Source organism: Paenibacillus tianmuensis, assembly GCF_900100345.1.
Lineage (GTDB): Bacteria > Bacillota > Bacilli > Paenibacillales > NBRC-103111 > Paenibacillus_G > Paenibacillus_G tianmuensis.
This window is the reverse complement of the sequence record NZ_FMTT01000023.1, coordinates 1-26,645: the sequence shown is the minus strand read 5'-3', so window position 1 is coordinate 26,645 and position 26,645 is coordinate 1. Positions and strand designations below refer to the sequence as shown.

The following is a 26,645-nucleotide window of genomic DNA, read 5'->3' as shown; positions in this document are numbered from 1 at the left end:
TACTATTTTGTTATTAAATTCAATAGATTCTCTGTTCCTATCTTTTCTATTAACATTTCGACATAACATAATCCACCCGAATCATAACTACCAAGCCCCAAATGTTACCATTGGTCTACAATAATTAGGTCTCCCTTCACTACTACCTATGACTTGCAGGACTGGAGGAACTTCTAATGACAGATATTCAGTATCGGGAAAACCACAGCGAGGATTATGAAACCTTTCCATGTGTGTGGTACGCGGTAGGCTGGTCCAAAGAATTAAAACGTTCCAAGACGCTTCGCAAACTGCTAAAATTGTCCCTGTTCAGCACGGGCTCCCTTCCACTTCCTCACTGTAAATAATCCACCTACGCTAACTGCATTCACATGTCCTTCCGAATCTCGGAAAAATCGCACCTCCGTTTCCGAGCCTTCAAGTATTGTCAAAAAATGATCTCTAGCAATGGCTCTCATCGGAAGAGGCTCGCCATCCATGATACTTACAACCAGGTTGCCGTTTTCCTGTGCAACCGACACACCACCCATACCAGCGAACGCCATATATTTCCCTGCATAATCAGGCAGACGATCGGCAGTGACATCATAATCATCGTAGGTGTAAAGAGGCGTTTCAATAGGCAAGGATTGGATACTGCACACCAACCGGGACAACATTTCCGAAGAAGGAGCATTGCCCGTATTGTTTAGTATCATCCCTGTCAACCCTGTTTCTTTCGCTATGAACATCTCAGCTGAAATACTCTTCAAACCACCCGAATGCTCTACTAATGATAAGCCGTGATAGTCAGGATGAATCTCCAGCCCATATCCGTAAAAGGAATTCGCAGTTACTCTAACGTGCGGCTTCACCATCTGGTCTACACTGGCGGCAGACAAGATCCGCTGTTCCCCTACCATTCCACCTGTTCGAAATATCTCCGTGTAGCGTAGCATATCCCGGATTGTTGACTTGAGGAATCCTGCCGCACGCATAGCTGGTGCATCCCACCAGATGGGGGCAGCATACACCTCGCTTGTTCCATTGGTCATTCTGTTGGCGTAATTTATAGAGACGTTCGTAAACTCGGCTACCTCCTTAGGAGTAAATACGCTGCGTGTCATTCCTACGGGCACCAGGATATGCTCTTAATCACATATTGTTCATATGATATACCACTCACCCGCTCAATGATGGCACCTAACAAGGCATAACAGTCGTTGTTATAGTCGGGGAGAGAACCAGGTGGCCCCAGCAATTCAAAATCCAACGAGGCGATATAATCCATCAGTTCTTCATATGTATCAATCGGCTCATGTTGTTCAATATCGTAATCCAGTTCATCAACAGCAGGATCACCCAGCATCGTGCGTTTCATTGCGTATCCTAAAGAAGGCGACGCAGGTATCCCCGATGTGTGTGTCATAAAATGGTGGATCGTGATATTTTCCACACTTTGACCATCCTTCAGTCGAAATTCAGGTAAATAGTTTACCGCTGGTTCGTGAACCGATAGCTTTCCAGCTTCCTGTAACTGCATAAGCGCCACGCACGTAAACGACTTCGTCACCGAACCAATTCCAAAAATAGTATCTGGCGTAATTTCAGCTTTCTCCTCTATATCCCGGTATCCAAACCCCTGATGATAAGCAAGCTCCCCATCCTTGGCTAGGCCGACGGACGCCCCTGCGAGCGGAACAGCTTCCATTGTCTTTCTCATATACTTTTCAAACGATTGCGACCATTCCCGATTGTTCATTGGTATTTTCCTCCTCATTTGCGCCGCGCATGCGCCCAGCATCCCACCAGCGTGACCCCTGTCACTTTATGATAACGGGGATAACCATCCACATGCAAATAGCCTCGGGCGGGTGGTGTCAGCTACGCTGGTCTACCCCGTTTGCATTCATTTTTGTCAAATGGTAAAATATAAAAAATCAAAAAAAAGGAGTTTTTTCAATGATCCGAGATCAGATGTAACGTATAGCCTCTAGCCCCAAAGCCCGAGGACCTCCATATGAGTGTACTCTATTATTTATACAAAAATTGAGATCATATGGAGGATAAGAAGATGAGTAAGCCTGAAATGAACGTAGCATTGGTATGCGGACCTGATTGCGATATGGAAGTCCAAGCAATCCGAGCCACTCTGGAGTATTTTGGTGCAAGAGTTTTTACTTATTGGATTGGCAGACCGAATGATCTAATTGATATCCTATCCGGTAAGGACCTGTATCCGAATACGGATTTGATCATTCTTAGCTTTCATGGCGATGAAGGTCAACTCATCATGCCAGAGCTGGATGAAAGTATCTATGAACCGGGAGAACCCAAGGGTAACTTCGGGCCGGAGGAGATCAGACGCTTTGCCAAGCTGGCAGGAAAAACAGTAATCGGCACCGGATGCTCAGTGGGTGAACTAGAGACGGCACAAGCATTTCTCGACAGTGGTTGCGAAGTCTATATCGGGCCAAATGATTATCCAGATGGAAATGACGCGCTTATGTTTGTTCTGAGGCTTTTCTACGACCTCATTCAGAACAAACGAAGCGTCAAGGAAGCTTTCCAAAACGCCAAGTCTCTGGACGCGGAGATGGATATGTATCAGCTATATGAAAATGCGCAGCAATCTAGTAGAAAATGAGACTTTGGAAGAAACCTTAAGATTGCAGACAAACTCCCTTGCTGTTCGTTCAGCGAGGGAGTTTTGTTTAATACGCGTTCCTTTTCCCCTTTTGCAATTGCAAACAGCTAACTGCCAAGATAAGCCATCTTGACCTGCTCACTGGAGGCTAACTCCTCCGGCGTGCCGGAAAGGACGACGCTGCCTGTTTCAATGACATAAACGCGGGTGGCGATGGATAACGCCAGATTGGCATTTTGTTCCACTAGCAGAACAGTCGTGCCGTTGCGATTGATTTCTTCGATAATGGCAAAAATCGTTTTCACGAGCAGCGGCGCAAGCCCCATGGAAGGCTCGTCAAGCAGCAGGAGCTTGGGGCGCGCCATCAGCGCCCGTCCCATAGCTAACATTTGCTGTTCACCGCCGGACAGCGTCCCGGATAGCTGCTTGCGACGCTCATGCAGACGCGGGAAGAGTTCGAATACTTTTTGCAAATCATGCCGAATACCCATTGTATCTCTTCTGACGTAGGCGCCCAATTCCAAATTTTCCAGCACGGACATATTCGCAAACACACGGCGGCCTTCCGGTACATGGGAAATTCCCGCTTTGACAATATCTTGCGCCGTTTTCTCGTTCATCGAAACGCCGGTATAATGGATGAAACCTCGGTTAGGCTTCAGCAGACCGGAAATCGTTTTCAGAAGCGTACTTTTGCCTGCCCCGTTGGCTCCAATCAAGGTAACAATTTCTCCATGACGAACATCCAGCGTGACCCCTTTCAGAGCTTGAATATGCCCGTAGTACACATCAATTTGCTCCACGTTCAACATGGTTACTTGCTACCTCCTCTCCCAAGTAGGCCTCGATCACCTTGACATGGTTGCGGATGTCCTCCGGCGTTCCTTGCGCAATAAGCTGTCCGTGATCCAGTACGTAAATCCGCTCGCAGATGCCCATGACCAGCTTCATATCGTGCTCAATCAACAAAATCGTCAAATCCAGTTCATGGCGGATAAACGCGATCAATTCCATGAGCTGGCGCGTCTCTTGTTGATTCATGCCTGCCGCAGGTTCGTCCAGCAAGAGCAGCTTGGGCCCGGCGGCCAACGCCCTGACGATTTCCAGACGGCGCTGTTGTCCGTAAGGCAAGTTCTTAGCCGTTTCATGCATGCAAGTTTCCAATTGGAACATCCGCAGAAACTGAATCGCCTTCTCTTCCATTTCTTTCTCACCGGCAAAATGGGACGGAAGCCGCAAAATAGAGCTCACCATCGAATGCTTGGCCAAGGAATGGTAGGCGATTTTCACGTTGTCCAATACGGAAATCTCATTAAAAAGGCGAATATTTTGGAAAGTTCGGCTAATACCCATGCGGGTAATTTGATAAGGAGCAAGACCGTTCAGTCGCTTTCCTTCAAGTAAGATTTCTCCTTCTGTCGGTACGTACACACCGGTCAACAAATTAAAACTGGTCGTTTTTCCGGCCCCATTCGGTCCGATAAGCCCTACCAGCTCGCCTTTGCGGATTTCCATATGAAGACCGGAAACGGCTTTCAACCCGCCAAATTGCATACCGACACCGCGAACGTGGAGCAAGGGGTTATTTTCCATACGCATCCCTCCGTTTCATCGCCGTCCACTTGCGCAAGTATGAGGTCATTTCCGTGGTCCCCATCAATCCCTGTGGCCGATACAGCATGACAACGATCAGGATGACGCTGTAAATAATCATTCGCGTTTCCGGATAGCCTTGCAGGAAGGTAGACACAATGGTCAGCAATATCGCCGCCAAGACGGCGCCCGACAAACTGCCCAGCCCCCCCAGAACGACAAAGATTAAGATGTCAAACGACTTCAAAAACCCGAAATTTGTCGGTTGAATCATATAAAAGTTATGGGCATACAGCCCGCCGGCAATTCCCGCGAAAAATGAACCGATCGTAAAGGCGACCACTTTGTAGTACGTGGTGTTGATCCCCATAGCATCGGCGGCAATTTCATTTTCACGGATCGATATGCATGCCCGTCCATGTGTTGAATTCGTAAAGTTCATAATGACCAGCATGGTCATAAAGAGACATAAAAACGTCGTTGTCCAGGTTGTCAAATGCGCCACCTGCATGCCGGCCGCGCCCCCGACATATTCCATGTTAATGAATACGACCCGAATAATCTCGCCGAAGCCCAGCGTAGCAATCGCCAAATAATCGCCCTTCAGGCGCAAGCTCGGTATGCCGACCAGCAAGCCTGAACAGGCAGCCATGGCTCCTCCGGCTAGCAATGCGACAGGAAACGGAAGATGAAATTTCATGGTCGCAATAGCAGCGACATAGGCGCCAACAGCTAAAAACCCGGCATGGCCGATAGAAAACTGCCCCGTTATCCCAATGACCAGATGCAGGCTGACGGCTAAGATTATATTGATCGCGATAAAAATCAAGGCATTCGTATAAAAAGGGGTTAACCATTCCACGCTGACCAGCAATTGAACGCTGCCATAAATGACTGCAGATAGAATGAGAAATAACCAAAATGCTGCCTTATTTTTCATCACTATGCGTCACCTAAACTTTCTCTCGCATATTTTTCCCCAGCACGCCAGACGGTCTGAAAATCAGGATCAAAATAAGAATAATAAAAGCTGCGGCATCCCTCCACGGAGAATAGCCCAAAGCGCTTACAAACGTTTCTACCGTTCCCAGCACGAGGCCGCCGATGACGGCACCGGGAATAATGCCGATCCCGCCCAGAACAGCGGCAACGAAAGCTTTGAGTCCGGGGACGACGCCCATCAACGGTTCTATTTTCGTATAGTACATCCCGAAGATAACACCTGCCGCTCCGGCCAGTGCAGAACCGATGGCGAAAGTAGCCGATATCGTCCGGTCTACATGGATGCCCATCAAACGTGCTGCTTCCGCGTCATGAGATACGGCGCGCATCGCCTTGCCAATTCGGGTCCGATACACCACCCATTGCAAAATGATCATTAAGACGATAGAAATCAGCAAAATATACAGCGATTGGCTGCTGATCGAGGCGCCAAAAATAGTAAAAAACTGATTCGGGAATCCGCTCGGGTAAGCTTCAGGTTGGGCGCCACGAAGATAAATCGTGCCGTATTCAATAAGAAGCGATACGCCGATTGCCGTAATCAACGCAGCGATTCTCGTCGCGTTCCGCAGCCGCTTGTAGGCGATCGTTTCAATCAGCACGCCAAGAATTGCACACACCACCATCGAGAGCAGCAAAGCGGGGACGATGCCCATGCCCCATCCCTTAATGGCATAGAAGCCAACAAACGCACCAATCATGAAGACATCGCCATGCGCGAAATTAATCAGTTTGATAATGCCATAAACCATCGTGTATCCCAGCGCAATTAACGCATAAATGCTCCCGAGCGAAATGCCGTTGACAATTTGCTGTGCCCAATCCATCACACTCAACCTCCGAACCGCTCAGACTCGAATTTGATTGATCTTCAAAAAGCGCCACGGGAGGAGGCCCCCCACGGCCCTGTCGAATGCTTTATGGATTCACTTTCGTTCTAAACGTTTGCTTCCCATCTTTATATTCCAGCACAGTTGCCGTCTTGATCGGATTGTGCTGCTTATCGACCGTAATTTTGCCGGTAACCAACAGCAAATCTTTCGTTTGCGCTAAAGCGTCCTTAATTTTGCTTCCGTCGGTCGAGCCCGCGCGCTTGATGCCGTCCGCCAACAAATAGACCGAATCGTAGCCCAAGGCGCTAAACCCATCCGGAGCTTTGCCGCTGTACTTGCCTTTGAACGCTTGGACAAAATCCTGAATCATCTTATCCGGGTCTTCGGACGAATAATGATTGGCTATATACGTATTATTCAAAGCAGCGGCGCCAGCCAAATCCACTAATTTGGGAGAATCCCATCCGTCAGCTCCGATAAGCGGTATGGTAATTCCCAATTCGCGCGCTTGCTTCACGATCAAGCCCACTTCTTCATAATAGCCGGGGATAAAGATCGAATCCGGGTTCAGCGATTTAATGCGAGTCAATGTCGCGCGGAAATCGGTGTCCTTCGCGACATACGCTTCTTGGGCAACGATCGTCCCTCCGGCCTTCGTGAACGTTTCTTTGAAAGAAGCCGCCAGCCCTTTCGCATACTCACTGGCGTTGTCTGCAAAGATAGCCGCCGACTTCACCTTCAGTTCGCCGGCCGCAAAGTTGGCGGCAACGCGACCTTGAAACGGATCGATAAAGCAGGTCCGGAACATATAATCGTTGACGCTCCCGTCCGCTTTCAGCGTGATATTCAGACTGGTGCCTGTAGGCGTCAGAAGCACGGTTTTGCTATTGGTTGCGACTTGCGCCTGAGCAACCGTATTACCGCTAGTGGCTGCACCGATAATAGCTGCCACCTTATCTTGGCTGGTCAATTTGATCGCCGCATTGGTTGCTTCAGCCGCATCCGACTTATTGTCCACTTTGATGACTTCCAATTTCTTACCGTTAATGCCGCCGCTTTTGTTCAAGTTTTCGACAGCCAGATCGATCCCCTCGGCAATCGACTGACCGTATGAAGCTACCGGACCGGAAAGCTCTAAGTTGGCTCCGATTTTAATAACGTCCCCTACTACCGCATCGCCCGACTTTCCCGTCTCTCCTTGCGTCCCTCCGCATCCCGCTACGAGTCCCGCTAGCGCGAACCCCATTAGCAGATGAAGCGCTTTTTTCCTAGTTCCTTTTCTCATACGTTGCTGTTTCATAAATACCCTCCTCTTGGCGTTCCATTCCCTATTGGTGCAAGCGCATGTGTAAAAACATGCAGTTGTTCTTAATACTATTATTCAGCGCGAACAACTAGTACTACATCCAATGGTTTATTTCACGAGGGTTTTGAAGATTATCATTATTAGCTGATACACTCCAACGGACTTTGGATATCGACACGATTCTTTAAAATTAATGCCTGATTTTCGGCTACGACTGTCGTAAGCGCAGGGTATAATAAACTCATTCTTAAAGCGTAGGTGCAACAATTATGATCCATAACGAGGAACGCAAAATCGAATATTATAATGCGCTTGTCGAGAAAAGATCTGACTATGAAGGCGTCTTCTACGTTGGTGTCACGTCCACAGGTGTGTTTTGCCGGCCGACTTGTCCTGCCAGGAAACCGAAATACGAAAACTGCGAGTTCTATGAGACTGCTCAGCAAGCGCTTCTGGCTTCCTTCCGTCCCTGTCAGCGCTGCCGACCCTTGTCGCATCCAAATCAAGTCTCGGATATCGTCCGGCTACTCGTCGAAGCAGTTGAGCAAAACCCAGAGAAACGTTGGAAGCAGCACGATTTTAAGACTCTATCCATCGATGAATCCACTGCCCGCCGTCAGTTCAAAAAACGCTTTGGCATGACATTCGTCGAATACGCTCGGGCACGTCGAATGGGACTGGCTTTAAAGAGCATCCGATCGGGGGAGAAGATTATCGATACGCAATTAGCTTCAGGCTACGATTCCAGTAGCGGATTTAGAGATGCATTCTCTCGCATAATGGGCGCACCTCCTACGCTCTTGGATGACAGCCGTATTCTCAAGGCAGCGTGGTTGGACACGCGGCTTGGCCCTATGATCGCCATATCGGACGAGATCGAGCTGTTTCTGTTGGAATTCGTGGACCGTCGAGGACTAGAACGCGAGGTTGAACGACTGAGAAAAAGATTGAAAGCAGCTATAATTCCCGGCCAAACAAAACCCATTCAATCGATTGAACAAGAACTGACTCAATACTTCGAGGGTACGTTAACCGAGTTCAGGACCCCTCTTCATCTTATTGGATCACCTTTTCAACGGAGCATATGGGAGCAATTACAGCAGATTCCACCTGGGGAAACCCGTTCCTACGCCGACATCGCGCTGGCGCTTGGAAAACCCACCGCTTATCGCGCGGTAGCGCAAGCAAATGGCGCCAATCAGCTGGCGATTGTCGTTCCCTGTCACCGCGTAATCAATACAGATGGCAAATTCGGTGGGTATGGTGGCGGAGTTGCACGCAAAGAATGGCTGCTAAATCATGAGCAAAGTTGGAGGTCAACAAAATGAATAAACAACTTGAGCAAGCACAGATATTTCACGATTTGCACAGAAGCGGTAACCCGCTAATTCTTGTCAATGCTTGGGATGCCGGAAGTGCGCGAGTCGTTCAAGAAGCGGGGGCCCGAGCCATCGCTACGGGTAGTTGGTCAGTAGCCGCCGCGCATGGATACGACGACGGAGAGAAACTCCCTTTCGACCTTGTTCTCTCGAATCTTCAGCGGATTCGTAATAGCGTGGATGTCCCCATTACAATTGATATCGAAGGCGGTTATGGGCGATCTCCGGAGATCGTGAAAGAAAATGTTATAAAGATCATCGATTGCGGAGCCGTAGGAATCAATCTTGAGGATCAGTGGATGGATGGTTCAGGACTTTATTCCGTAGAAGAGCAAACTCTGCGTATCGCAGCCGTGCGCGACGCCGCCGAGCATACGTCGATTCCCCTTTTCATCAATGCTCGAACCGATATTTTCTTCCAAGCCGCCGCACATGAATATGATGATACTTATGTAGAAGCTGCCCTTCGCCGGGCACGTGCCTATGCGGAAGCTGGCGCTCACGGGATCTTCGTACCAGGTTTGTGTAACGAGAAGTACATCGAGCGTTTGTGCCGGCAATCCCCAATCCCCGTTAATGTTATGATATCCCCGGAGTCGCCTTCTCTTCAGAGACTGGCCGCATTAGGCGTCGCTCGTATCAGCTACGGTCCGCATCCTTATCTTCTAATGATGGATGCGTTAAAACAAGCCAGCGCTAGAGCGATAGCCTTGCAAGAATTGTGAGCACAAGACCGTGAGCGTAATGTCTTTTTGTTTTGTGACTAGAGCCAAGACCCCTTTTCGAGGGGTCATTTTCTTTTCAGGAGGTATGTAGATTGAGAATCATCAAAACAAAGCAGGACATTTTCATTTTGCGTCACGCGGAAGTGTTACCTTAAAAGGGGCAACTAAGTCCAGAATACGTATTTTTTCGTTGGGATATTGGAATAAGTTTTGACACTTCGGTCTAGAACAGGTGCAATCGCCTCTGCCGGAGTGCCCTGTAAATGTAAATACAGTGCCTGATAACGCTCGAACATGCGGCGATCCTTTGCTTTTTTCATCGCTTGTTTTACTTCTTCAAGTTTTGATGTGTTTCCCATATTCATTCCCTGCCTGTCTGTTCATGTTTCATTACTTATTCGACAAGCAGGTATGATTTTCCTTACCATGGTTCCCCAATCTTTGGTTCAACTTATATAGTTTAATTTGTCTCTATCAATTTTAAAAAGTAAGAAGCAATTTAATAATTCTTACTAAAAATAAAAAAGCAAGAAAAATCATTGACGAAATAGAAAATTATGGTGTAACATAGTGCTCAAATTAAAGTATCCGAAAACTAGTTATTTTCGGATACGAACAAAAAAGGGAACGAAAATTGCAGTAATTGGATAAATGTATGGCGGCAACAGCCCGCAAAAGTATTGGCCGATAATGGCCGATAAAATGTAAATTCTTGAAGGCCTCTCCCCTACTTGAAAGTTTAAACGAAAGAAGTGATACGGTTTGTTAGAAAGAATAGCAACCTCTTCTGCTCCATCATTTTCGGAATTCAGTAATTTTGAGCCGAATTGGGATATGTTTTTGGAGGATGGAAAATATCTCAGTTTCGCCAAGTTAAAAAGTCAAGATCAGGACCCGGCTCTCACAGACCTATCTTTTATCTTTTTTTTTCTGTTCAAGAATACTGTACGTAAGTCAGAAGTTTTGACTGGTGGTTCTTTGAACATCTACAAACAAGCTATTTTTGAGTTTTTAGATTTTATTTATGGCCGGTCACATTCTGCCGCTGGTCTTCCCCCTTGCTCTTTGGCAGAAGTTGGGTTTATTCAACTCGAAGGTTACCAAAAATTTATAAAGGGAAAAATGGATGCCAGTGAATATGCCCCTGCTACAGCCCGTAGGAAAATAACGATTATTCGCGCTTTATTAAGGTACGGGGTTGAATTTCAATTCTTTGATAGGGATCTGAGTGTATATTTACGTCCGCCAAAGCTTCGTATGATTCGCCAAGAACGAAAACTAATTAAGAAAGAAATGGCTTTGATCCTCGAAGAGCTTCGTAAAAAACCAATAAATCGATTGATAGGTGCCTTTCTACTTATGATGGGCTTACGGATATCAGAACTTTGCTTTGCCAAATGGGGGGATCTGTACGAGGGGAACAACGGACAAATCTTTATGAAAGTAATCGGGAAGGGGAACAAAGAACGTCATCTGAGAATAGATCCAACGGCTTTTCAATTACTCCTTCGCTACCGAAGCGAACGTGGGGAGTGCATTATCATTGGAAAAGAACTGGACCAGTGGCTTATTACCAATTCTAAGCGCAATCAATTAAACGATCGCGTGGTCCGAAAAATGATTGAGCGAGCCGCCGTTCGGGCAGGTATAAGCAGGCAAATTAGCCCACACTGGTTTAGACATAGCGCGGCAAGCTACTCCTTATTGGGGGGCGCTAACATAATCAAGGTGAAAGATTGGTTAGGCCATGCCGATATCAGAACGACCCAAATATATCTTCACGATATCGAAAGGGAAAATGATACTGGACCGGGAGAATATATGAAGGATATTTTTGTATAGTAGGGATATGCCGGTTGCTGTTGGTAAGAAGTCAGTCGTTTTGCTTCTGAATTACAGTTTGCAAAGATCTCGCAGGTCAAGCGGCCGCAGATGAAAGATTTGATATTCACGACTTAAAAAATTGCCGTATTCTTCGCTGAGGCACGAATAGCTGCGCTGGCAGCCGGTTGCACGGCTACATCACGATCGCGCCACGACCGTCAGCTCGATCTTGCCGGCTAGTTGGAGAGATAGTCCATCTGTATTATTCATCCCCAACAACTATTTTCCTAGAACCCTTTTTGCTTAGCGTCAAAGATTCACCCTCTGTGCATTATAAGATCCATGTTTTATTCAAAATCTAAAATGCCTATATCATATAACTTGACGTTTGGGCTTTGAATTTTTATGTATGAACCAATGGGATAGGAAGAGCCTTCTGTTACAATTGGTACTATACTTTGACCAAAATGTCGTGTTTGAATAAAAAGTCATAAATTCGTTCACCTTCATCCCTAAATCTTGAATCAGTCATACACTATGTTCTTCCTTTGCATTCGTTGATAAAATCATTCTTTCATCAGCGTTTTACCGTAGTTGTATTATACCATATAATAGTCGAAAAGCTTCGCGAATTCTTCAAGTAAGGGATGCGAAATAATGAGCGATGTTGTAAATGGATATTTAGAAGCAATGCAAGCCATAAACGACCGACCGGATCACGGATACACGTTTGAATTTTTGAAAATGAAAGGAGCTCGAAACGCAATTGATGCCAGTAAGCAACATTTTGGTGCTTTATGCAATGGTACTCTCAATGAAATCGACATCAATGGATTCATAGGTATTTTGGAAAGATGGTTCTATGAAAAAGATAACACGAGCAAGGATTACCGCGTAGAAAAATTTTGCGAACTATTAACCCATCATTTAGGAAATGATGTTATTTACTACCATGTGGGAACGGTTTTAAACGGTTATTATAATGACGCTGATTGCATTACGTTCCAAGTGAAAAAGCCTCATGGCATGATTTATTATGGACTTGAGCTTGGCGTGAATGATTAATAATTCACCATTTAACTTCGAAGTATAACGGAATGGCTATTTATTTGTAGCTTGGATTTCGTCCAACTCTAACGGATACGATAGCTTAATAAACCGCCCTTTAAGGGGCGGTTATATTATTCATCCCCTCTGCACATGCTACCTTGTGAAAAGCCATCCTGACTTCCCCAACGTCAATCTTGTAGCTACAGCGAAGGGAGAAAATGAACCCGTCGGCGTAAGATGTTGCGATACAGTTAAACAGCGAATGGATCGGCAGCGGATTTGGCTGTTTCACGACGGTATCGTCGTAGCTTTCCCGCAAATTTCCCTTGACGCTATTGCCCAAATAATTAAACATGAACAGATCAAGATGCTCATACTGTTCCCCAAACTGTACGAACCTCTTGGTTCCGGACCAGTCGTAACGACAAGCAGGATCGGTGAGCAGATGCATAAAATTAAGGTTTTTATCCTTCAAAAGATCCAGCCGGGTTCTGACGGAGCGCAATGTTTTATCCTGATTCCACCCCGCATCAATGAAGAGAGGCACGAAATCAATAAATTCGCCGACCGTATTGTAGTATGACGCTTCTTCATATCTTCGTCCGTCGTATAAGAACAGCAAGGGAAAATGATCCGTCTCCAAGTAGGCCTGCAGGCCCTTGGTATAAACGGAAAGCGCACGCCCCAAAGAATGTTCTTTGGCCGGAATAGAAACGTTGAACAAGAAGGCTTCGTCACTCGTTCGATGCTCCAGCCGACGCAAAATATCCTGCTTGCTCCGGTGAAATGCCTCCAGTTCAAAGGCCGAAATCAATTCTTGCTCGGTGATGCCTTGCGGGCCGCTTTGAATTTGCTTGACATACTCAAGAAAAGGCTTCACTTCGTCAGAAGGCGGAGCTTGATTTAGCAGAAGACTTCTGTAGCAAGAGACCATCTGCCGCTCGACGACTTCGGTTGTCACCCGGTCGCAAAGAGCATGATGCAAAAGTCCGATCACATAATGCTCGCGCAAATTTCGTTTTAACAGAATCATTTGATACAAGATGCGTTCCCCGTCGTACCGGGTGTTGTGAATGAAATCCTGCAGCATGTCCATAAACGGACCGCAAGGATTGCAGCCCGATACGTCGAGCAGGTAAAGCTTCGGCGGACGAGAGGAAGGAAAGGCGTATTCTTTCCAGCAAACGCATGGCTCCCCTTGGACGGAAACGCTTCTCAGCAAACCTTGGCGCTGCACGAGTTGAGCGTAGGACTGGTCCAGTAGCGTATAATCCACGTACTCGTCCAGCTTGAAGAAAACGACGCTAGGAGGCGTTTGGAACTTGATTTGCATCTGTTGTATCGCCCCAAACGGATATTCCTGCGTCACATCCCCCGTTTTGATCCACCGATCCGTTTGACGGTAATCATCTTGAAGCCGCACGCGAATGGTTGCTGCCTCATCTGGTTCTATTTCGTTTAAACCGAGACGCCGACAAAAAACTTCTTCATCGATCGTTTCGTTCGGATCCACTTCAATCCTTCGATGCAGAGGTACAATATAGTGTGGCAGCAGATTTTTGGCGACCTTTCCGTTCATCGTCTGAACGAGTCTTTCGACGTGATCCTTTTCCACATCGTCGCTGTATAGAACGTTAATATTTTTCGTTTCTTCGAACACATCTCTAACTTGATACGAGACCAGTTCATACACGCCCTCCGTTCCCCGGTGCAGCCAGGAAACGAGAGCTTCTTTCGCTTCGATAAGGCCTTCCTGCTCCTTCGCCGATTGAAGGTAAGCGGCGAGCGCTCGGATCGATTTATAGTGAAAAATATCCGTTAAGGTAACACTACAACCTGCCTGTTCCATTCCCGACATCAACACCAGCGCTTTGAGAGAATGCCCGCCGAGGTCAAAGAAGCTGTCCAGGACACCGAGGCTTGGAACACCTAATACCACTTGCCAAATCTTCGCCAGCTTGGCCTCCAGCTCCGTCGCGGGCATGGCTTGTTCTGCTCCGTTCTGCAGGCTTTCTTCCGGAACCGGCAGCGCTTTGCGGTCCACTTTGCCGTTGACGGTGAGCGGAAATTGCTCCAGTTGCACGAAGTAGGACGGAATCATGTAGCCGGGCAGTTTTTGCTCTAGAGCACTTCGCACCTCGCTTGCTGTGAAAGTCCGGTCCGCCACAAAGTAGGCGCATAACAGCTTCTGCCCGCTATCCTCCTTGGCGATCACAACAACCTCCCGGACCATCTCCACTTTTGCAAGCTGTGCCTCGATCTCACCCAGTTCGATCCGGTATCCGCGAATTTTCACCTGCCCGTCGATCCGGCCTTTGTATTCCAGCGTGCCGTCTGCCCGCCAGCGGGCCAAATCGCCCGTCCTGAAGCAGCGCTCTTCCGGGCGAAAAGGGCTTTCGATAAACTTCTCCGCTGTCAGATCCGGCCGATTCAAATACCCGCGCGCCACACCCTCTCCGCCGACGAGCAGTTCTCCCCATGCTCCGATTGGGAGCAACTTCATTGAATCGGCCGTCACGTAAGCCGTGGAACGGCTGATCGGACGGCCGATCGGCACCGGTCCGGTCTGCTCGCCTTCGATCCGATGCGCTGTTGAGAACGTCGTATTCTCTGTCGGGCCGTAAACGTTCATAAGTACTAATCCGGGATTATCGCGCAGCACAAGATTGATTTGCGGTACGGATAGGGTTTCGCCTCCGACAAGCAGGGTTTGCAAGTCGCCAAACAGCCTTCTGACAATTGATTAAAGAGAGGTGTGGTAAGAAACATCGTTGTAATTCCGTAACACCGGATCGCTTCCTTCAATTTTTCCGCGTTCAAAATGACCTCGTTGTTCACGAGATAAAGTCGCCCGCCATTCAGTAGCGCTCCCCAAATTTCAAACGTGGAGGCGTCAAAAACGACTGCGCCTGTTTGCAAGATTCGCGTCGTTTCATTTAGCGCAACATAGTTGCAATTTTTTACCAACCGAACCACGTTTCGCTGCTCGACCATAACGCCTTTCGGCATGCCGGTCGATCCCGACGTATAGATGACATAGGCCAAATCATACGGACCCGATCCGGGCTCCAGATTCGATCCGTCCACATCGTAAACATGTTGGTCGTCCAGGTTCACCGTTTTCCCGCCAAAGGCCAGATGCCCCAGTAAATTTTTTTTGGTTAACAATATTTTCGCACCCGAATCCTCAAGCATATATCGGATGCGTGTCTCAGGGTATCCGGGATTGATCGGCATGTACGCACCCCCGGCTTTCAAGATGCCAAGGATGCCCACGATCATGTCCAGGGAACGCTCGGCCATAATGCCGACCGGTTGATCCGGCTGCACGCCTTCCGCCCGAAGGGTCCGCGCCAGCCGGTTGGCACGCTCATTCAGCTCGCCATACGTCAACTGCTGTTCCTCGAAAACGACTGCAATTTGGTCCGACGTACGTTCCGCCTGCTTCTCGAACAGTTGGTAGATTGACTTCCCCTCCATCGTGATTACCTCCAGTACAAAAGATCCCCCGTTTGGATGTCTTGCAGAGCGGACAAAAACGATTTTTCGTTATCCACGTACAGCTCGGTATCAAGATAGTACAGCTTTTTATCATCCAGACACTGCTTGATGTAATCCTCGTTCACGATACTTTTGTCCTTGACATTGGCTGCAAACGCTTGAAGCTTGGGCAGTGCGGTTTGGCGATAGTCCAGCCACGAATGATGAAACCCGGCCGGTTCCTCCAGGCAGTAGATTTCTTGATAGAGCCCTTCGGCAATCCCTTTCTTCCTTAGATAATCCCCCGAGAAAGGCATGCTTCTCAAAAATCGTCCGGTCATCGCAAAGACGCGATAGCTCCAATGAGGAGCGCCGTGATTGGAACGGCAGAATAGATTCAGAAAAAAGACGGAATAGTGCATTTTGACGGTAATGACTTGACGTCTTTTCACCTCGGAGACAATCCGGTCCGCCATCCGGCTGTCGATGATCTCGTCAAAATCGGCCAGAATGATCACATCGTCATCCTCGACCCGCTCCCGCAAGATGTCAGAGCACCGGCTTCTCTGATACGCTTCGTTATGAAATGCGCTGTTGTAGCTCAGCAAGCGCCAATACCAGCGGTCAAAGTTCGCCGCTTGGCAAGTCTCCGGGTTAAAATACAATTGGTGCCGCTCCGGCCTGCGAAACACGTTGTCGGCATGAAGCGAATGGTAATTCACCTTCGGACCGAGATAAGCCGGATCGAAGTTTCGGGGCTTGTCCGCATAGCTGAATGTCTTGTTGGCCTCGATCACGTGAAGCTCGTCGATCCAGCGGGCATCTTCTTTCAGTTTGATCTCCGCCACCCGGTTTTCGTTGAAAAACGGGCAAAATTCATAAATTTTCATGACCGGAAGCTCCCTTCTCCTGTCGTTGTGAGCGAGTTAACCTCGATGCATTGGCGCAAATGTCCTGCAAACCGGTGCACCAGCCCGGCCATCGTTTGTTCTTCGTAGTGCAGCGTGCTGTAATAGCAGGTCAAGCTCAGCCTGTCCCGCTTCAAGCAAGCCGTCATGTTTAACCAATAAGCGGAAGGGTTGCCCGGCGCATTGGTATTTCCGTACGGAAGGGTCAACGGCTCGTAGAAGTCGTCGGCTTGCCAAGCCGTTTCCTCCGATTGGTAATGGAACAGCATGCGGCTTTCATCGATAAGCGACTCAGCCTCCGGATGAAGCTCCGGTACGATATGCCGCAAGGCAAAATAGTCCATGCCTTCATTGGGAATATCTTGCAGCGTCCGCTTGACATGCTCCAGCAGCGCCTCAGTATCGCCTGCAAGCTCCTGCTTGCCGATGCGGATTCGCACGGGATACGCCCCGGCAAAAAATCCGACCGTGCGGTCAATCGCGATGCCCGGCAAAAAGGACTCGCGCTGGTAGGACATCAGATACAGCAGCAGGTCCGACTGCTTTTTCAAGTCGAAGCAAGCCTGGGACAATGCCGTTAACAGGACGCCGAGCGGAGTGGTTTGCCGCTGTGCCGCCAATGCTTTCAACAAGCCGATCTGCTCGGTGCCTTCCAACAAATCATAGGTGATCGTCGCCATATGACGGTGAACGGGCCATTCCTGCGCTTCCCAATCGACCTGCAAGGACTTGCCGCCTCCGACAACGCTTCTCCAATAGGCTGCCACCTCGGCCGGAATGCCTCTGGCTGCGTATTGCGTCAGCGCCAGGCACCAATCGCGGTAGCTGCTTCCCGATTCCCTGTCCAGCGCCTCCTCGGTCCCCAGGTCCGAGTTAAGAAGCTGTCGGAAATCTTCCAAAAAGATGTTCATCGACATCCCGTCAAAAATCAGATGATGGAACAAAAGCAGCAGCACCTGCCCGCTTCCGCCGCCATAATGGTCAAACAATACGGTTTTCCACAAAGGACCGTCCCCGATATCGAATTCATGCTGAAGCTTCGAGCAGTACTCCGAGATGAAGGCATCATGGGACGCCGCGGCCTCCCGCAGATCCACAAGCCCGGTCCATATCGATGTCTCGTTCGTACTGGTACCATTCTCCGTGATCGAGCCGGGCAAAGGTCAGCTTCAACGCCGCATGCCGATTGACCAGAAGCTGCAGCGCATGGTTCATCTCCTCCTTCGTCATCCGCTGCTTGAGCAAAGCCAGGTAAGGCACATTAAACATGTTGCGGTTCTTCAAGTCGCGGTTGAAAAAACGTCTCTTCACCGCCGACAGAGGAAATCCGTCCTTCGGGTACGTGTGCTGTCCCAAGGCCTTTTCCGTATCCGGGCGGGCCGCCGAAGCCGAAAGCGTTCCGCTCAAGGAGCGGGCCAAACGTTCGATCGTTTGCTCCCGAAAGATTTGGTTGACCGTCACCGAGTAGCCGTTCTTTTGCAGTAGGCTGACGATGCGCAGCGCATGCAGCGAATGGCCTCCCAACGCGTGAAAATCTTCATCCTTGCGGATATGATCGAGCTTCAGCACAGCGCACCAGATCTGCTCTATCAGCTGCTCCATCTCGGTTGCGGCACCGGGTTCGGACGTTTGGCCGGTACGCCACGCTTCCGGCAGAGGCAATCGTGCTTGGTCAATTTTCCCATTAACCGTTAACGGAAACGACTCCAGCCGAACGTACCTGAAAGGAAGCATGTACGAAGGCAGACCGTCGGCCATAAAGGCTCGAAGCCGTTCTTCCTGGACATCCTGTTCATCCATCTCCGATGTATAATAAGCGATCAGCCGCAGCTCCTCATGGAGCTCGCGGGCGATGACGAGACTTTGCTTGACGGCGGGACAGCACCCAAGACGGTGCTCGATCTCTCCCGGTTCGATTCGGAAGCCGCGAAGCTTCAACTGGCCGTCGCTTCGCCCGATATATTCGATGTTGCCGTCCGGAAGCCATCTCCCGAGATCTTCTGTCCGGTACAGCACCAGATTTCTTGCTTTTTCGCGATCCTCGGCGGAAGCGTACGGATTCGGAACAAACGCCTTCCGCGTCAGCTCCTCCTGCTTCCAATAGCCGCGCGCGACGCCGTCTCCTCCCACGTAGATTTCTCCGATGGCTCCGACAGGCTGGACACGTCCCCTTTTGTCCAAAATGTAGCAGGTCGTATTGCTGATCGGCTTGCCGATGGGGATGTCGCGTTCAAAGGGCCGCTTGATCGGATAACTCGTCGAAAAGGTGGTATTCTCCGTCGGACCGTAGGCGTTGAGGATTGTAAGCGCCGGATACCCCAGCCGCAGACGATTGATCGGCTTCGGCGATAATGCTTCGCCGCCTACAAGCAGCCAACGGAGTCCGGCGAACATCGTTTCGTTCTCCTGAATCCATTGATTGCATAATGCGGCGCTGAGCCATAATGCATTAATACCCCATACTTTCATCCCCTGCTCCAGCAGGCGGACGTTCATCAGATCGTCTTTGGAAACGACGAACAGGCGGCCCCCGTTCAACAGCGTGCCCCAAATTTCAAACGTGGAAGCGTCAAATACCGGCGAACCGGTATAAAGCAGCTTGATATCCGGGGAAAACGGGAAATTGTTCGTATGCTTCACCAGACGGACGATGCTGCGGTGTTCGACCATAACCCCCTTTGGTTTGCCCGTCGAACCGGACGTATACATCAGATAAGCAAGATCGCAAGCGGCCGCGGGACGAGTCCCTTTTTCTTCCTGCCCCACAAAGGTCATGGTGTCGAAATCATCGGCGCAGATCAGCTTTAAGCTCACATCCCTGCACGCTTCCGCAAGGCTATCCGCTCCGCTGCGCGAGGTGATGATCGTGTCCAGTCCGGCGTCCCGGATCATGTCACGTATGCGTTCCGCCGGGAAATCGGGATCGATCGGCACATAGGCGCAGCCGGACCTCAAGATGCCCAAGATGGAAACGATAAATTCGAGCGAGCGCGGCAGACAGACGCCGATCAGCTTCCCGCGAACCGGCACATCCTCCGCGAGCAAGCTCGCCACATGCCGTGACAATTGGTCAAGCCGTTCGTAAGTCACGACCCGGTCGTATGTGATCACCGCCGGTTGGGAAGGCCGGAGCCGGACCTGTTCCTCGAACAGCTCGGGAACCGAGCTCTCCCTTGGGTACTCCGTGAACGTACGGTTCCAATCGTAGACGATCCGGTCGTAATCGTCTGTAGTCATTAAAGTAATGTCTCCAACAGCGCCATCTGGATGCTCCACCGCATAATGCAAAGCATGACGCAGATGCTCCGTCAACCGGCGGACCGTTTCCTGCTCCAATCGGTCGGCATCGTAAATCAGCTTGATGACGATCCGGTCTCCGTCGCTCACGATGGTGATCGTCAGCGAGTAATTCGTTTTCTCGCGTTCCTCCATCGCCGACATGTTCAGTCCGTTTGCCGGCTGACGATAGTCGTTCAAATAATTTTCGAAAGCAACGATGCTGCGGAACAACGTATGGCCTTGCACGGAGCTCCAGTCCTTCAATTCGTTCAGGCTGACGTGGCAGTAATCGTTCAGCTTTTGAATCGTGTGATGAAGCTCCTTTACATAGCTGGCGACGGACTGCTCCGTATTCCAATGCATCACCAAAGGAAGCGTATTTATCAGCAAGCCGGTGATACGGTCCGCTTTGGCAAGATCGGACCCACGGCCGGACACGACCATGCCGAATACGGTTATATCCGCATCATGAAGCACTTGCAGTACTTTTCCCCAAGCGAACTGCACCAAAGTATTCAGCGATATTTGCGTTTGCTGCACAAACGCTGTCATGCGCCCGGTAAAGCTTGCATCCAGTTGCAGCGTCTCGGTCTGCTGACTGCGGATCGGTTGGTGTGCATCGAAGCGCATGCCGCTTTTCTCCATCGGCAGCGGGGTCGGTTCGGTAACGTCAGCCAAATAAGCCTTCCAGAAGGTTTCGGCCTCACTCCGATCCTTCGGCATCAGCCACCGCATGTAAGATTCGAAAGGAAGCGACGGATTGCGGTGAGGCGCTATGCCCTGTAGGCTGCATTCATAAAGATCATGAACCCGATTGAGCAGCAGCGGCAGGCTCCATCCGTCCAGCAAGATGTGATGGTAGCTCCAAACTACCGTCCATTCCTCCGGACCGCTGCAAATTAGCGCAAGGCGGTACGCGGGCCGTCGCAGGTCGAAGCGGCGCTCGCGGTCCAGCGTCATCCACCGTTCGAAGTACTCTTGCTGCCGATCCGCAGGTTGTGAGGCGATATCCTCTACCGTCCAATCCGCTTCCACTGTTTGGACGACACACTGTACCGGCTCGTCCAGCACTTCCCAGATGAAGCCTGTCCGCAAACAATCGTTTTCGGCAACGACACGCTGCCACGCTTCCCGATAACGGGTAACATCGAGCCTGCCTTCGTATTTCCAGCTTGTCTGCACGAAATATTGGTCGGAGGACGGATGATCCAAATAATGAAAAAAAAGTCCTTTCTGCAGCGGAAAATCGCTCGGCGTAAACTCTTCGCTCTCTTTTCCCTCGCAGTGTTCAATAATGGAAAGCAGATAAGAGATGAAGGATTCGGTCAACCCGGTAATCGTCGCTTCCTCGTAATGACGTCTGCTGTATTTCATGAACATATGCAGCTGGCCCTGAACGATGGAGCAATTAAGCTCCAACAGACTCGTTCCGTGGTTCCGAGGCGAACTATAATCCTGTGCGGCATCGCGCGTGAAGCTTAACCATTCGTTCGCTTCCCCGGCTTCGGCCTGATCGAACTGGCCCAAATAATTGAACAGCGCCTGCGGCTCGGAAGCGGTCAAGGTCGTTCGAACCGCCTCGTCCGGATGGCAGTACCGCAGCGCCCCGTACGAGATGCCCCGGTCAGTGATGCGGCGCAGCTGCTCCTTGACGGATTTGATCGTTTCTCCCAAAGAAGCGTCAGCCGACAAACGGATGCACACGGGAAACATCGACGTGAACCAGCCGATCGTTCGGGTCAAATTCATATCGGATACGGAGTGCTCCCGTCCATGACCCTCCAGCCGGAAGGCGACCGTCCCCTGTCCGGTCCAGGCGGACAGCATCAGCGACCAGGCGGTAAGCAGCAGATCGTTGATCTGCGTATGGTAAGCGTGAGCGCACCGGTGCAGCAGCAGCTGTGTATCGCTTGGCGGCAGCGTTGCAATTAGCTCCGCGGACTCGGCGCTGCTTCGGTTATCCGCGCAACGGTCTACGGGTAACTGGAATGCGGCGGAACCGGCCAACACGTCGGTCCAATCGCTGATATGGTCACGTAGGTCCTCTTTTTGAGCATAGTCCGTGATCGCAGCCTGCCATTTTTTGAACGGGCTTGGAACCGGAGGCAGCTCGGCGCCGTGATACAACTGATACAGCTCTTGAAGCAATATCCTCCAGGAAACCCCGTCGATGACCAGATGATGAACGGTAAGGAACAGACGAATTTTACCGTCAGGGTGGCCTTCGATCAACCCGGCACGAAGCATCGTTCCCGTCTCGTAGTTCAGTTGACCGTGCCACTTCACGCAGACGGCGGCAATTTCCGGATCGGGGCGCTCTGGCTCCCGAATGGTGTGGGAAGCGAGCCGCACGACGGCGTCCGTTCGGTAGCGCTGCACATACGTATGCCCCCGCTTTACGAATTGCGCCGCCAGCTCCGGATGCAACCGGACCAGCCGGTTGACGGCATCCTCCAGCCTCGCAGGGTCGCAAGGGTTGAGCAGCAGCATATGCGACTGATTGAAATAGTTCGGCTCTTCGAACTGCTGCTCGAAAAACCAGTGTTGAATCGGCGTCAGCCCGAATTCGCCCGCCAAATCGACGGCCTGCTCCTTTTCCTTCCCGCCATCCGCCCAAGCGGCTACGGCTGCCAAATCTTTCACGGTCGGATGCTCTGCCACTTGTCTGGGAGTCACGACAATTCCGTGATCCCTGGCCATGGAAACCATCTGAATGGCGAGGATGGAATCTCCCCCAACGGCATAAAAATGATCGTTGACCCCGATATTTTGCCGTTTCAGCAGGTGCCGCCAAATGTGAAGCAGCCGCGTTTCCATTTCGTCTTCGCCCGCTTCCGGCGCCTTTTCGAAAGTGTGCTCCCACACCGCATTCGGATGAGGAAGCGCCGACCGGTCCACTTTGCCGTTTGTATTCAAAGGAAACGCTTCCAGTTGGCAAAAGTAAGACGGAATCATGTAGGCCGGTAACACAGAGGTCAGGTGCTGCGCCAATTCGGCCTCTTTCAGCTCTTGGGAGGAGGTATAGTAAGCCGCCAGCTTCTGATAATGCCCGTTGTGCCATGCCCGGACCATGCATTGACGAATGCCCGGATACTGACGAAGCTGATGCTCGATTTCCCCCAGCTCGATGCGGTAGCCTCTAATCTTGACCTGATCGTCACTGCGGCCGATAAATAATAATTCCCCGTCCGGCGTCCATTTGACGATATCTCCGGTTTTATATAACCGTTCAATTTGCGGAGCATGCCCGTCGCCCATCACAAGCTCTTTGTAAACGAACCGTTCCTTGGTTAGCTCTTCGCGGTTCAGGTAGCCTCTGGCCAGCCCGACGCCGCCCACCCACAGCTCGCCGGGAACGCCGACCGGAACCGGCTGGCCGAACGGATTCAGGACAAACAGCCGTTTGTTATAAACAGGCCACCCGATCGTCACTTTTTTACCCGGTCGGCAGATCCCCACGGAACAAATAATGGTCACTTCCGTCGGACCGTAGGCGTTCAGGAATACCCGCTCTTTTCCCCAATCCTCCACAATATCCGGCGTACAGGCCTCACCACCTGACACGATCGTCTGCAAATCGGGCAAGTCACGCTTTTTCATCGTTTTTAACACGGATGGCGGCAGCATAGCGATATGAATATTTTTTTGTTCGAGTACGTCCGAAATATCGGCATATGGAGGCAGTTCCTCGTCCGACAAGACAACGAGCGTTCCGCCGACCGTCAATATTCCGATCCATTCGTAAACCGACGCGTCGAAGCTGATGGAGGCGAATTGCAGAACTCGCGTCTCCGAAGTCAGCCCAAACCTGTCGATAAGATAAGGAATCAAAGCAACAAGTCCGGCGTGTTCGATGAGCGCGCCCTTCGGGTTTCCGGTGGAGCCGGACGTATAGATGACGTATGCCAGATCGTCGGGCTTGACCTCAACGTTCAAATTGTCAACGGAGTCGCAGGGCTGCGCAAGCCAGTCGTCGATACAAATCACCGACGGCTCCTTCATACCGGCTTGAGAAATCACCGACTTCAGCTTAACGGCCAATTGGCTCGTTGTCATGATGATTTTGGCTTGAGCGTCTTGCAAAATAAACCGAATGCGTTCCTCCGGATATTGGGGATCGATCGGAAGGTAAGCCCCTCCCGTCTTCATCACTCCCAGCATGGCCGGGAGCACGTCCGCGCTTCGTTCCATCATGATAGGAATCAGCGTCCCTCGCGGTAGATCGCCCTGCTCGTTCCTCGGATATGCATCCACAATGACGCGGGCGATTCGGTTAGCCCGGCGGTTTAATTCGGAGTAGGTCAGCTTCTGCTGACGAAACTCCAAGGCGACCGCCTCCGGCGTCTTGGCCGCCTGTTCCTCTACCAATTGATGAACGGTTTTATGCACAGGATACGTCCTGTCCGTATCGTTCCATCGGATGAACTGATTCCCTTCCTTCAAGGTCAGGAACGGGTGGAAAAGCACGGGCTTCTCCGGATCATTCAATGCGTTGGTCAGGAGTACCCCGAAATGTCCTGCAAGTCTGGAGATCTGCGTTTTGCTGAAATGACTGCTATCGTATTGAACCGCACATTCGAGTTTGTTGAGTCTGTATCGATGTAAGAGTGCGATCGTCGGGTGATCCATTTCGTGCAAAGAAACAGACGCCTTTATGCTGTCAAGCGGGTTCATATCCTGTGTCTCTACAATGCCGAAATTGAGAAATTTCCCGGGTTCCAGCGCCGCGGAACCTCCTTCGGCTTGCTTCGCCAACGTTTCGCTCCATACACCGCCGCTTCTTTTATCTAATTGCATCTCGACCTTATGAACCAAATCAACAAAGCGGTCTTCTTTTCGTATGTCTATGAGAAGTGGATAGCACTGACTGCCGTCGTCTCCGGCTTCATCGCGCATGATGGAATATAAAACGGGCACCTCGTATTGATCAGTGTAATGGGATAGTAAAACAGACCATATTGCCGTTAAACAAGAAGACATACAAAGACGGTGCCTGCGGACGAATTCCGTCATTGTCCGAACTTGTCTATCCTCTAAACGGATCTTCTGAAAAGCGTGATCACTCTGCATTCTCTTTTCAGGTGTCATCGCTACACCAGCCCCTCTTGTTTGTATTTCTACATGCCCCCTTATGAAAAGCGCTTACGAGATAATAGGGTTAGAGGCTGGTCATACCGAGAATTCGTATTTCATAAAAAAACCTCCAATAACCATTTATGGTGATATTTTACATTGTGACCGTGTGTTATGCAATCTACTTTAATTCACATTACAAAGAACTTGATGTCATAATTGACAAGAACTTGATCCCATAAAAAAGAAGTGCCGATGCCACTAACATCAACACTCCCGCAACTATGCCTACTGTATAGGCTTCTCCTCTACCCAATACGGGTAATACGGATTCTCCCACTTGGAACCATCGTAATACTCAACTTCCTTCACACTGGCCTTAAACGTAACCGCATCCGTTCCTTTATTGAATCCTCCCGTCAGTCGCCAACCGCTGTCTCCACCGCCGCTTTTGCCAGGCTGTATATTTTCTTCCGAATTGCCTTGCTTCAGAAAATCCGGAGAAAGTAGGACACAAATTAAAAAGCCCCTCCTAAGGGACTTTTTCTCTTTCCAGCGACAACAAGTTTTATTACTACTATAGAGCAGGCGGTTTATAACCTTATGTATGGTTAGAATTAATCAGGTTTACGATTTCGATTTGATTTGTTTCAATAGCTCTGTCCAGAGGACTTCCATTATAAGATAGCATTTTTCCTTTAAATTTTACCTTTGTTTTAAAGTCAACACCTAGTTCTAATAACAGTTGAACGATCTCCTTATATCCTAAACCGCAAATCCAAAACAACAACTCTGATTTAGGGGTTGTCTCTATTTTATAATCCGCCCCATTCGCTAATAAATATTCAGCAATTTTGAGATTGTTTCTCCAACAAGCCCACTTAAACGCTGTTGAAAAATACTTTGTATCGATTCCGTTTTCTACTAATGTTTTAGTCGCTTCTAAATTCCCTCCATTAGGATTCGTTGTAAAATCAAGCAGAGAGCTTTTTAGACTGTCGACTAGATTTATATCTACGCCCCGGGATAATAGCAATTCAATGATCTTCCTACTTCCGTGAGCACATGCAAAATGAATTGGTTGAAGATTGTTAGGACCTTTAGAATGGATGTCTGCTCCAACTTCTATTAAATATTTGGTTATTTCGTAGTGGTTGTTAGTGATAGCAATCGATAAAGGCGATTTTCTTCCAACATCTTTAATTTCTTTGTCTGCCCCTGCTTCAATTAAAAGTTTCACAATATCCAGATTCCCGTTTTTGCAACAAATTTGTAGCGAAGTCCCTTGGATTGGATTTGAATAGTCCGTAAGTTTTTTATTGAGCATACCTGGCTTAACATTAATCAAAAGTTTTTGAACCAAATCTTTATTTTGGTCGTAACAGGCAGAATGTAAAGTTTCTTCAATTATCATTTTTGTCATTTTAACATCCTCTCGAATCATGAATCATATATTTCCCAATATAAATATTGGCTCAATCTAAAAATTAGCGGTTGAACTTTTCAACATGGTAAACGGAGTCGATTGCATTCAATTAATATACCAGCTTTGTAGCACTCACGATTA

At 49.5% G+C, this 26,645-nt stretch carries 18 protein-coding genes and 2 pseudogenes; 5 read left to right on the top strand and 15 right to left on the bottom strand.

The window, feature by feature from the left end; genetic code table 11:
* Positions 1 to 293: 293 nt before the first annotated feature.
* The 3 genes and pseudogenes from BLO51_RS30840 to BLO51_RS15770 form a co-directional block, all read right to left on the bottom strand.
* Entirely contained in the window at positions 294 to 1,106 is an 813-nt protein-coding gene (locus BLO51_RS30840) for a serine hydrolase (RefSeq protein ID WP_090673414.1), read from the bottom strand.
* 2 nt (positions 1,107 to 1,108) lie between these two features.
* On the bottom strand, positions 1,109 to 1,741 hold the full coding sequence (locus BLO51_RS30835) for a serine hydrolase domain-containing protein (RefSeq protein ID WP_167670224.1): 633 nt from the start codon (positions 1,739 to 1,741) through the stop codon (positions 1,109 to 1,111).
* Positions 1,742 to 1,758: 17 nt separating this feature from the next.
* Positions 1,759 to 1,848 (bottom strand): annotated as a pseudogene (locus BLO51_RS15770) (IS66 family transposase); the annotation flags it as partial.
* Between the two features lie 205 nt (positions 1,849 to 2,053).
* On the opposite strand from BLO51_RS15770, the gene BLO51_RS15765 reads away from it, so the two are divergent.
* The gene (locus BLO51_RS15765; protein ID WP_090673409.1) at positions 2,054 to 2,626 is read left to right on the top strand and encodes a delta-aminolevulinic acid dehydratase; all 573 of its coding nucleotides are present in this window, start codon (positions 2,054 to 2,056) and stop codon (positions 2,624 to 2,626) included.
* A gap of 107 nt (positions 2,627 to 2,733) precedes the next feature.
* Here BLO51_RS15765 and BLO51_RS15760 read toward each other — a convergent pair whose 3' ends face one another.
* The 5 genes from BLO51_RS15760 to BLO51_RS15740 form a co-directional block, all read right to left on the bottom strand.
* Positions 2,734 to 3,438 (bottom strand): ABC transporter ATP-binding protein, encoded by a 705-nt coding sequence (locus tag BLO51_RS15760; RefSeq protein ID WP_090673407.1) that lies wholly within the window; start codon positions 3,436 to 3,438, stop codon positions 2,734 to 2,736.
* On the bottom strand, positions 3,416 to 4,219 hold the full coding sequence (locus tag BLO51_RS15755; RefSeq protein WP_025845549.1) for an ABC transporter ATP-binding protein: 804 nt from the start codon (positions 4,217 to 4,219) through the stop codon (positions 3,416 to 3,418). Before BLO51_RS15755 ends, BLO51_RS15760 begins: the two co-directional genes overlap by 23 nt.
* Positions 4,209 to 5,159 (bottom strand): branched-chain amino acid ABC transporter permease, encoded by a 951-nt coding sequence (locus tag BLO51_RS15750; RefSeq protein WP_090673405.1) that lies wholly within the window; start codon positions 5,157 to 5,159, stop codon positions 4,209 to 4,211. The genes BLO51_RS15755 and BLO51_RS15750 overlap by 11 nt, the downstream gene beginning before the upstream one ends.
* A 13-nt stretch (positions 5,160 to 5,172) precedes the next feature.
* A complete protein-coding gene (locus BLO51_RS15745) occupies positions 5,173 to 6,048 on the bottom strand; it encodes a branched-chain amino acid ABC transporter permease (protein ID WP_090673403.1) in 876 nt (291 codons plus the stop codon).
* Positions 6,049 to 6,139: 91 nt separating this feature from the next.
* The gene (locus BLO51_RS15740) at positions 6,140 to 7,339 is read right to left on the bottom strand and encodes an ABC transporter substrate-binding protein (protein ID WP_090673502.1); all 1,200 of its coding nucleotides are present in this window, start codon (positions 7,337 to 7,339) and stop codon (positions 6,140 to 6,142) included.
* 290 nt (positions 7,340 to 7,629) lie between these two features.
* Here BLO51_RS15740 and BLO51_RS15735 point away from each other — a divergent pair, with 290 nt between their 5' ends.
* Together BLO51_RS15735 and BLO51_RS15730 are read left to right on the top strand one after the other, a co-directional pair.
* Positions 7,630 to 8,688 carry a bifunctional transcriptional activator/DNA repair enzyme AdaA gene (locus BLO51_RS15735; RefSeq protein ID WP_090673400.1) on the top strand — a complete coding sequence of 353 codons (1,059 nt, stop codon included), beginning with the start codon at positions 7,630 to 7,632 and terminating at the stop codon, positions 8,686 to 8,688.
* Positions 8,685 to 9,464 carry an isocitrate lyase/PEP mutase family protein gene (locus BLO51_RS15730; protein ID WP_090673397.1) on the top strand — a complete coding sequence of 260 codons (780 nt, stop codon included), beginning with the start codon at positions 8,685 to 8,687 and terminating at the stop codon, positions 9,462 to 9,464. The genes BLO51_RS15735 and BLO51_RS15730 overlap by 4 nt, the downstream gene beginning before the upstream one ends.
* A gap of 164 nt (positions 9,465 to 9,628) precedes the next feature.
* Here the strand turns inward: BLO51_RS15730 and BLO51_RS15725 are convergent, their stop codons facing one another.
* The gene (locus tag BLO51_RS15725; protein WP_090673395.1) at positions 9,629 to 9,823 is read right to left on the bottom strand and encodes a helix-turn-helix domain-containing protein; all 195 of its coding nucleotides are present in this window, start codon (positions 9,821 to 9,823) and stop codon (positions 9,629 to 9,631) included.
* Between the two features lie 403 nt (positions 9,824 to 10,226).
* Between BLO51_RS15725 and BLO51_RS15720 the strand changes: the two genes are divergently transcribed.
* Together BLO51_RS15720 and BLO51_RS15715 are read left to right on the top strand one after the other, a co-directional pair.
* Entirely contained in the window at positions 10,227 to 11,306 is a 1,080-nt protein-coding gene (locus BLO51_RS15720) for a tyrosine-type recombinase/integrase (protein WP_090673393.1), read from the top strand.
* A 639-nt stretch (positions 11,307 to 11,945) separates the two neighbouring features.
* Positions 11,946 to 12,353 carry a hypothetical protein gene (locus tag BLO51_RS15715; protein WP_090673391.1) on the top strand — a complete coding sequence of 136 codons (408 nt, stop codon included), beginning with the start codon at positions 11,946 to 11,948 and terminating at the stop codon, positions 12,351 to 12,353.
* Positions 12,354 to 12,453: 100 nt separating this feature from the next.
* Here the strand turns inward: BLO51_RS15715 and BLO51_RS15710 are convergent.
* The 6 genes and pseudogenes from BLO51_RS15710 to BLO51_RS15695 form a co-directional block, all read right to left on the bottom strand.
* Positions 12,454 to 15,794, bottom strand: a pseudogene (locus tag BLO51_RS15710) (amino acid adenylation domain-containing protein).
* 29 nt (positions 15,795 to 15,823) lie between these two features.
* A complete protein-coding gene (locus BLO51_RS15705; protein WP_090673389.1) occupies positions 15,824 to 16,708 on the bottom strand; it encodes a glycosyltransferase family 17 protein in 885 nt (294 codons plus the stop codon).
* The gene (locus tag BLO51_RS30370) at positions 16,705 to 17,823 is read right to left on the bottom strand and encodes a condensation domain-containing protein (protein ID WP_245719687.1); all 1,119 of its coding nucleotides are present in this window, start codon (positions 17,821 to 17,823) and stop codon (positions 16,705 to 16,707) included. The genes BLO51_RS15705 and BLO51_RS30370 overlap by 4 nt, the downstream gene beginning before the upstream one ends.
* The gene (locus tag BLO51_RS15700) at positions 17,792 to 24,802 is read right to left on the bottom strand and encodes a non-ribosomal peptide synthetase (RefSeq protein WP_245719686.1); all 7,011 of its coding nucleotides are present in this window, start codon (positions 24,800 to 24,802) and stop codon (positions 17,792 to 17,794) included. Before BLO51_RS15700 ends, BLO51_RS30370 begins: the two co-directional genes overlap by 32 nt.
* 564 nt (positions 24,803 to 25,366) lie before the next feature.
* Positions 25,367 to 25,570: a DUF5780 domain-containing protein gene (locus BLO51_RS30365; RefSeq protein ID WP_281180375.1), complete on the bottom strand. Its 204-nt coding sequence runs from the start codon at positions 25,568 to 25,570 to the stop codon at positions 25,367 to 25,369.
* Between the two features lie 109 nt (positions 25,571 to 25,679).
* Positions 25,680 to 26,501, bottom strand: a complete 822-nt coding sequence (locus tag BLO51_RS15695; RefSeq protein ID WP_167670223.1) for an ankyrin repeat domain-containing protein — start codon at positions 26,499 to 26,501, stop codon at positions 25,680 to 25,682.
* Positions 26,502 to 26,645: the final 144 nt, after the last annotated feature.

What these genes read in the sequence shown, in the direction of transcription:
- BLO51_RS30840 (WP_090673414.1), bottom strand. Translation starts at nt 1,106, where the DNA reads ATGACACGCAGCGTATTTACTCCTAAGGAGGTAGCCGAGTTTACGAAC.
- BLO51_RS30835 (WP_167670224.1), bottom strand. Translation starts at nt 1,741, where the DNA reads ATGAACAATCGGGAATGGTCGCAATCGTTTGAAAAGTATATGAGAAAG.
- BLO51_RS15765 (WP_090673409.1), top strand. Translation starts at nt 2,054, where the DNA reads ATGAGTAAGCCTGAAATGAACGTAGCATTGGTATGCGGACCTGATTGC.
- BLO51_RS15760 (WP_090673407.1), bottom strand. Translation starts at nt 3,438, where the DNA reads ATGTTGAACGTGGAGCAAATTGATGTGTACTACGGGCATATTCAAGCT.
- BLO51_RS15755 (WP_025845549.1), bottom strand. Translation starts at nt 4,219, where the DNA reads ATGGAAAATAACCCCTTGCTCCACGTTCGCGGTGTCGGTATGCAATTT.
- BLO51_RS15750 (WP_090673405.1), bottom strand. Translation starts at nt 5,159, where the DNA reads ATGAAAAATAAGGCAGCATTTTGGTTATTTCTCATTCTATCTGCAGTC.
- BLO51_RS15745 (WP_090673403.1), bottom strand. Translation starts at nt 6,048, where the DNA reads ATGGATTGGGCACAGCAAATTGTCAACGGCATTTCGCTCGGGAGCATT.
- BLO51_RS15740 (WP_090673502.1), bottom strand. Translation starts at nt 7,339, where the DNA reads ATGAGAAAAGGAACTAGGAAAAAAGCGCTTCATCTGCTAATGGGGTTC.
- BLO51_RS15735 (WP_090673400.1), top strand. Translation starts at nt 7,630, where the DNA reads ATGATCCATAACGAGGAACGCAAAATCGAATATTATAATGCGCTTGTC.
- BLO51_RS15730 (WP_090673397.1), top strand. Translation starts at nt 8,685, where the DNA reads ATGAATAAACAACTTGAGCAAGCACAGATATTTCACGATTTGCACAGA.
- BLO51_RS15725 (WP_090673395.1), bottom strand. Translation starts at nt 9,823, where the DNA reads ATGGGAAACACATCAAAACTTGAAGAAGTAAAACAAGCGATGAAAAAA.
- BLO51_RS15715 (WP_090673391.1), top strand. Translation starts at nt 11,946, where the DNA reads ATGAGCGATGTTGTAAATGGATATTTAGAAGCAATGCAAGCCATAAAC.
- BLO51_RS15705 (WP_090673389.1), bottom strand. Translation starts at nt 16,708, where the DNA reads ATGAAAATTTATGAATTTTGCCCGTTTTTCAACGAAAACCGGGTGGCG.
- BLO51_RS15700 (WP_245719686.1), bottom strand. Translation starts at nt 24,802, where the DNA reads ATGCAATTAGATAAAAGAAGCGGCGGTGTATGGAGCGAAACGTTGGCG.
- BLO51_RS15695 (WP_167670223.1), bottom strand. Translation starts at nt 26,501, where the DNA reads ATGACAAAAATGATAATTGAAGAAACTTTACATTCTGCCTGTTACGAC.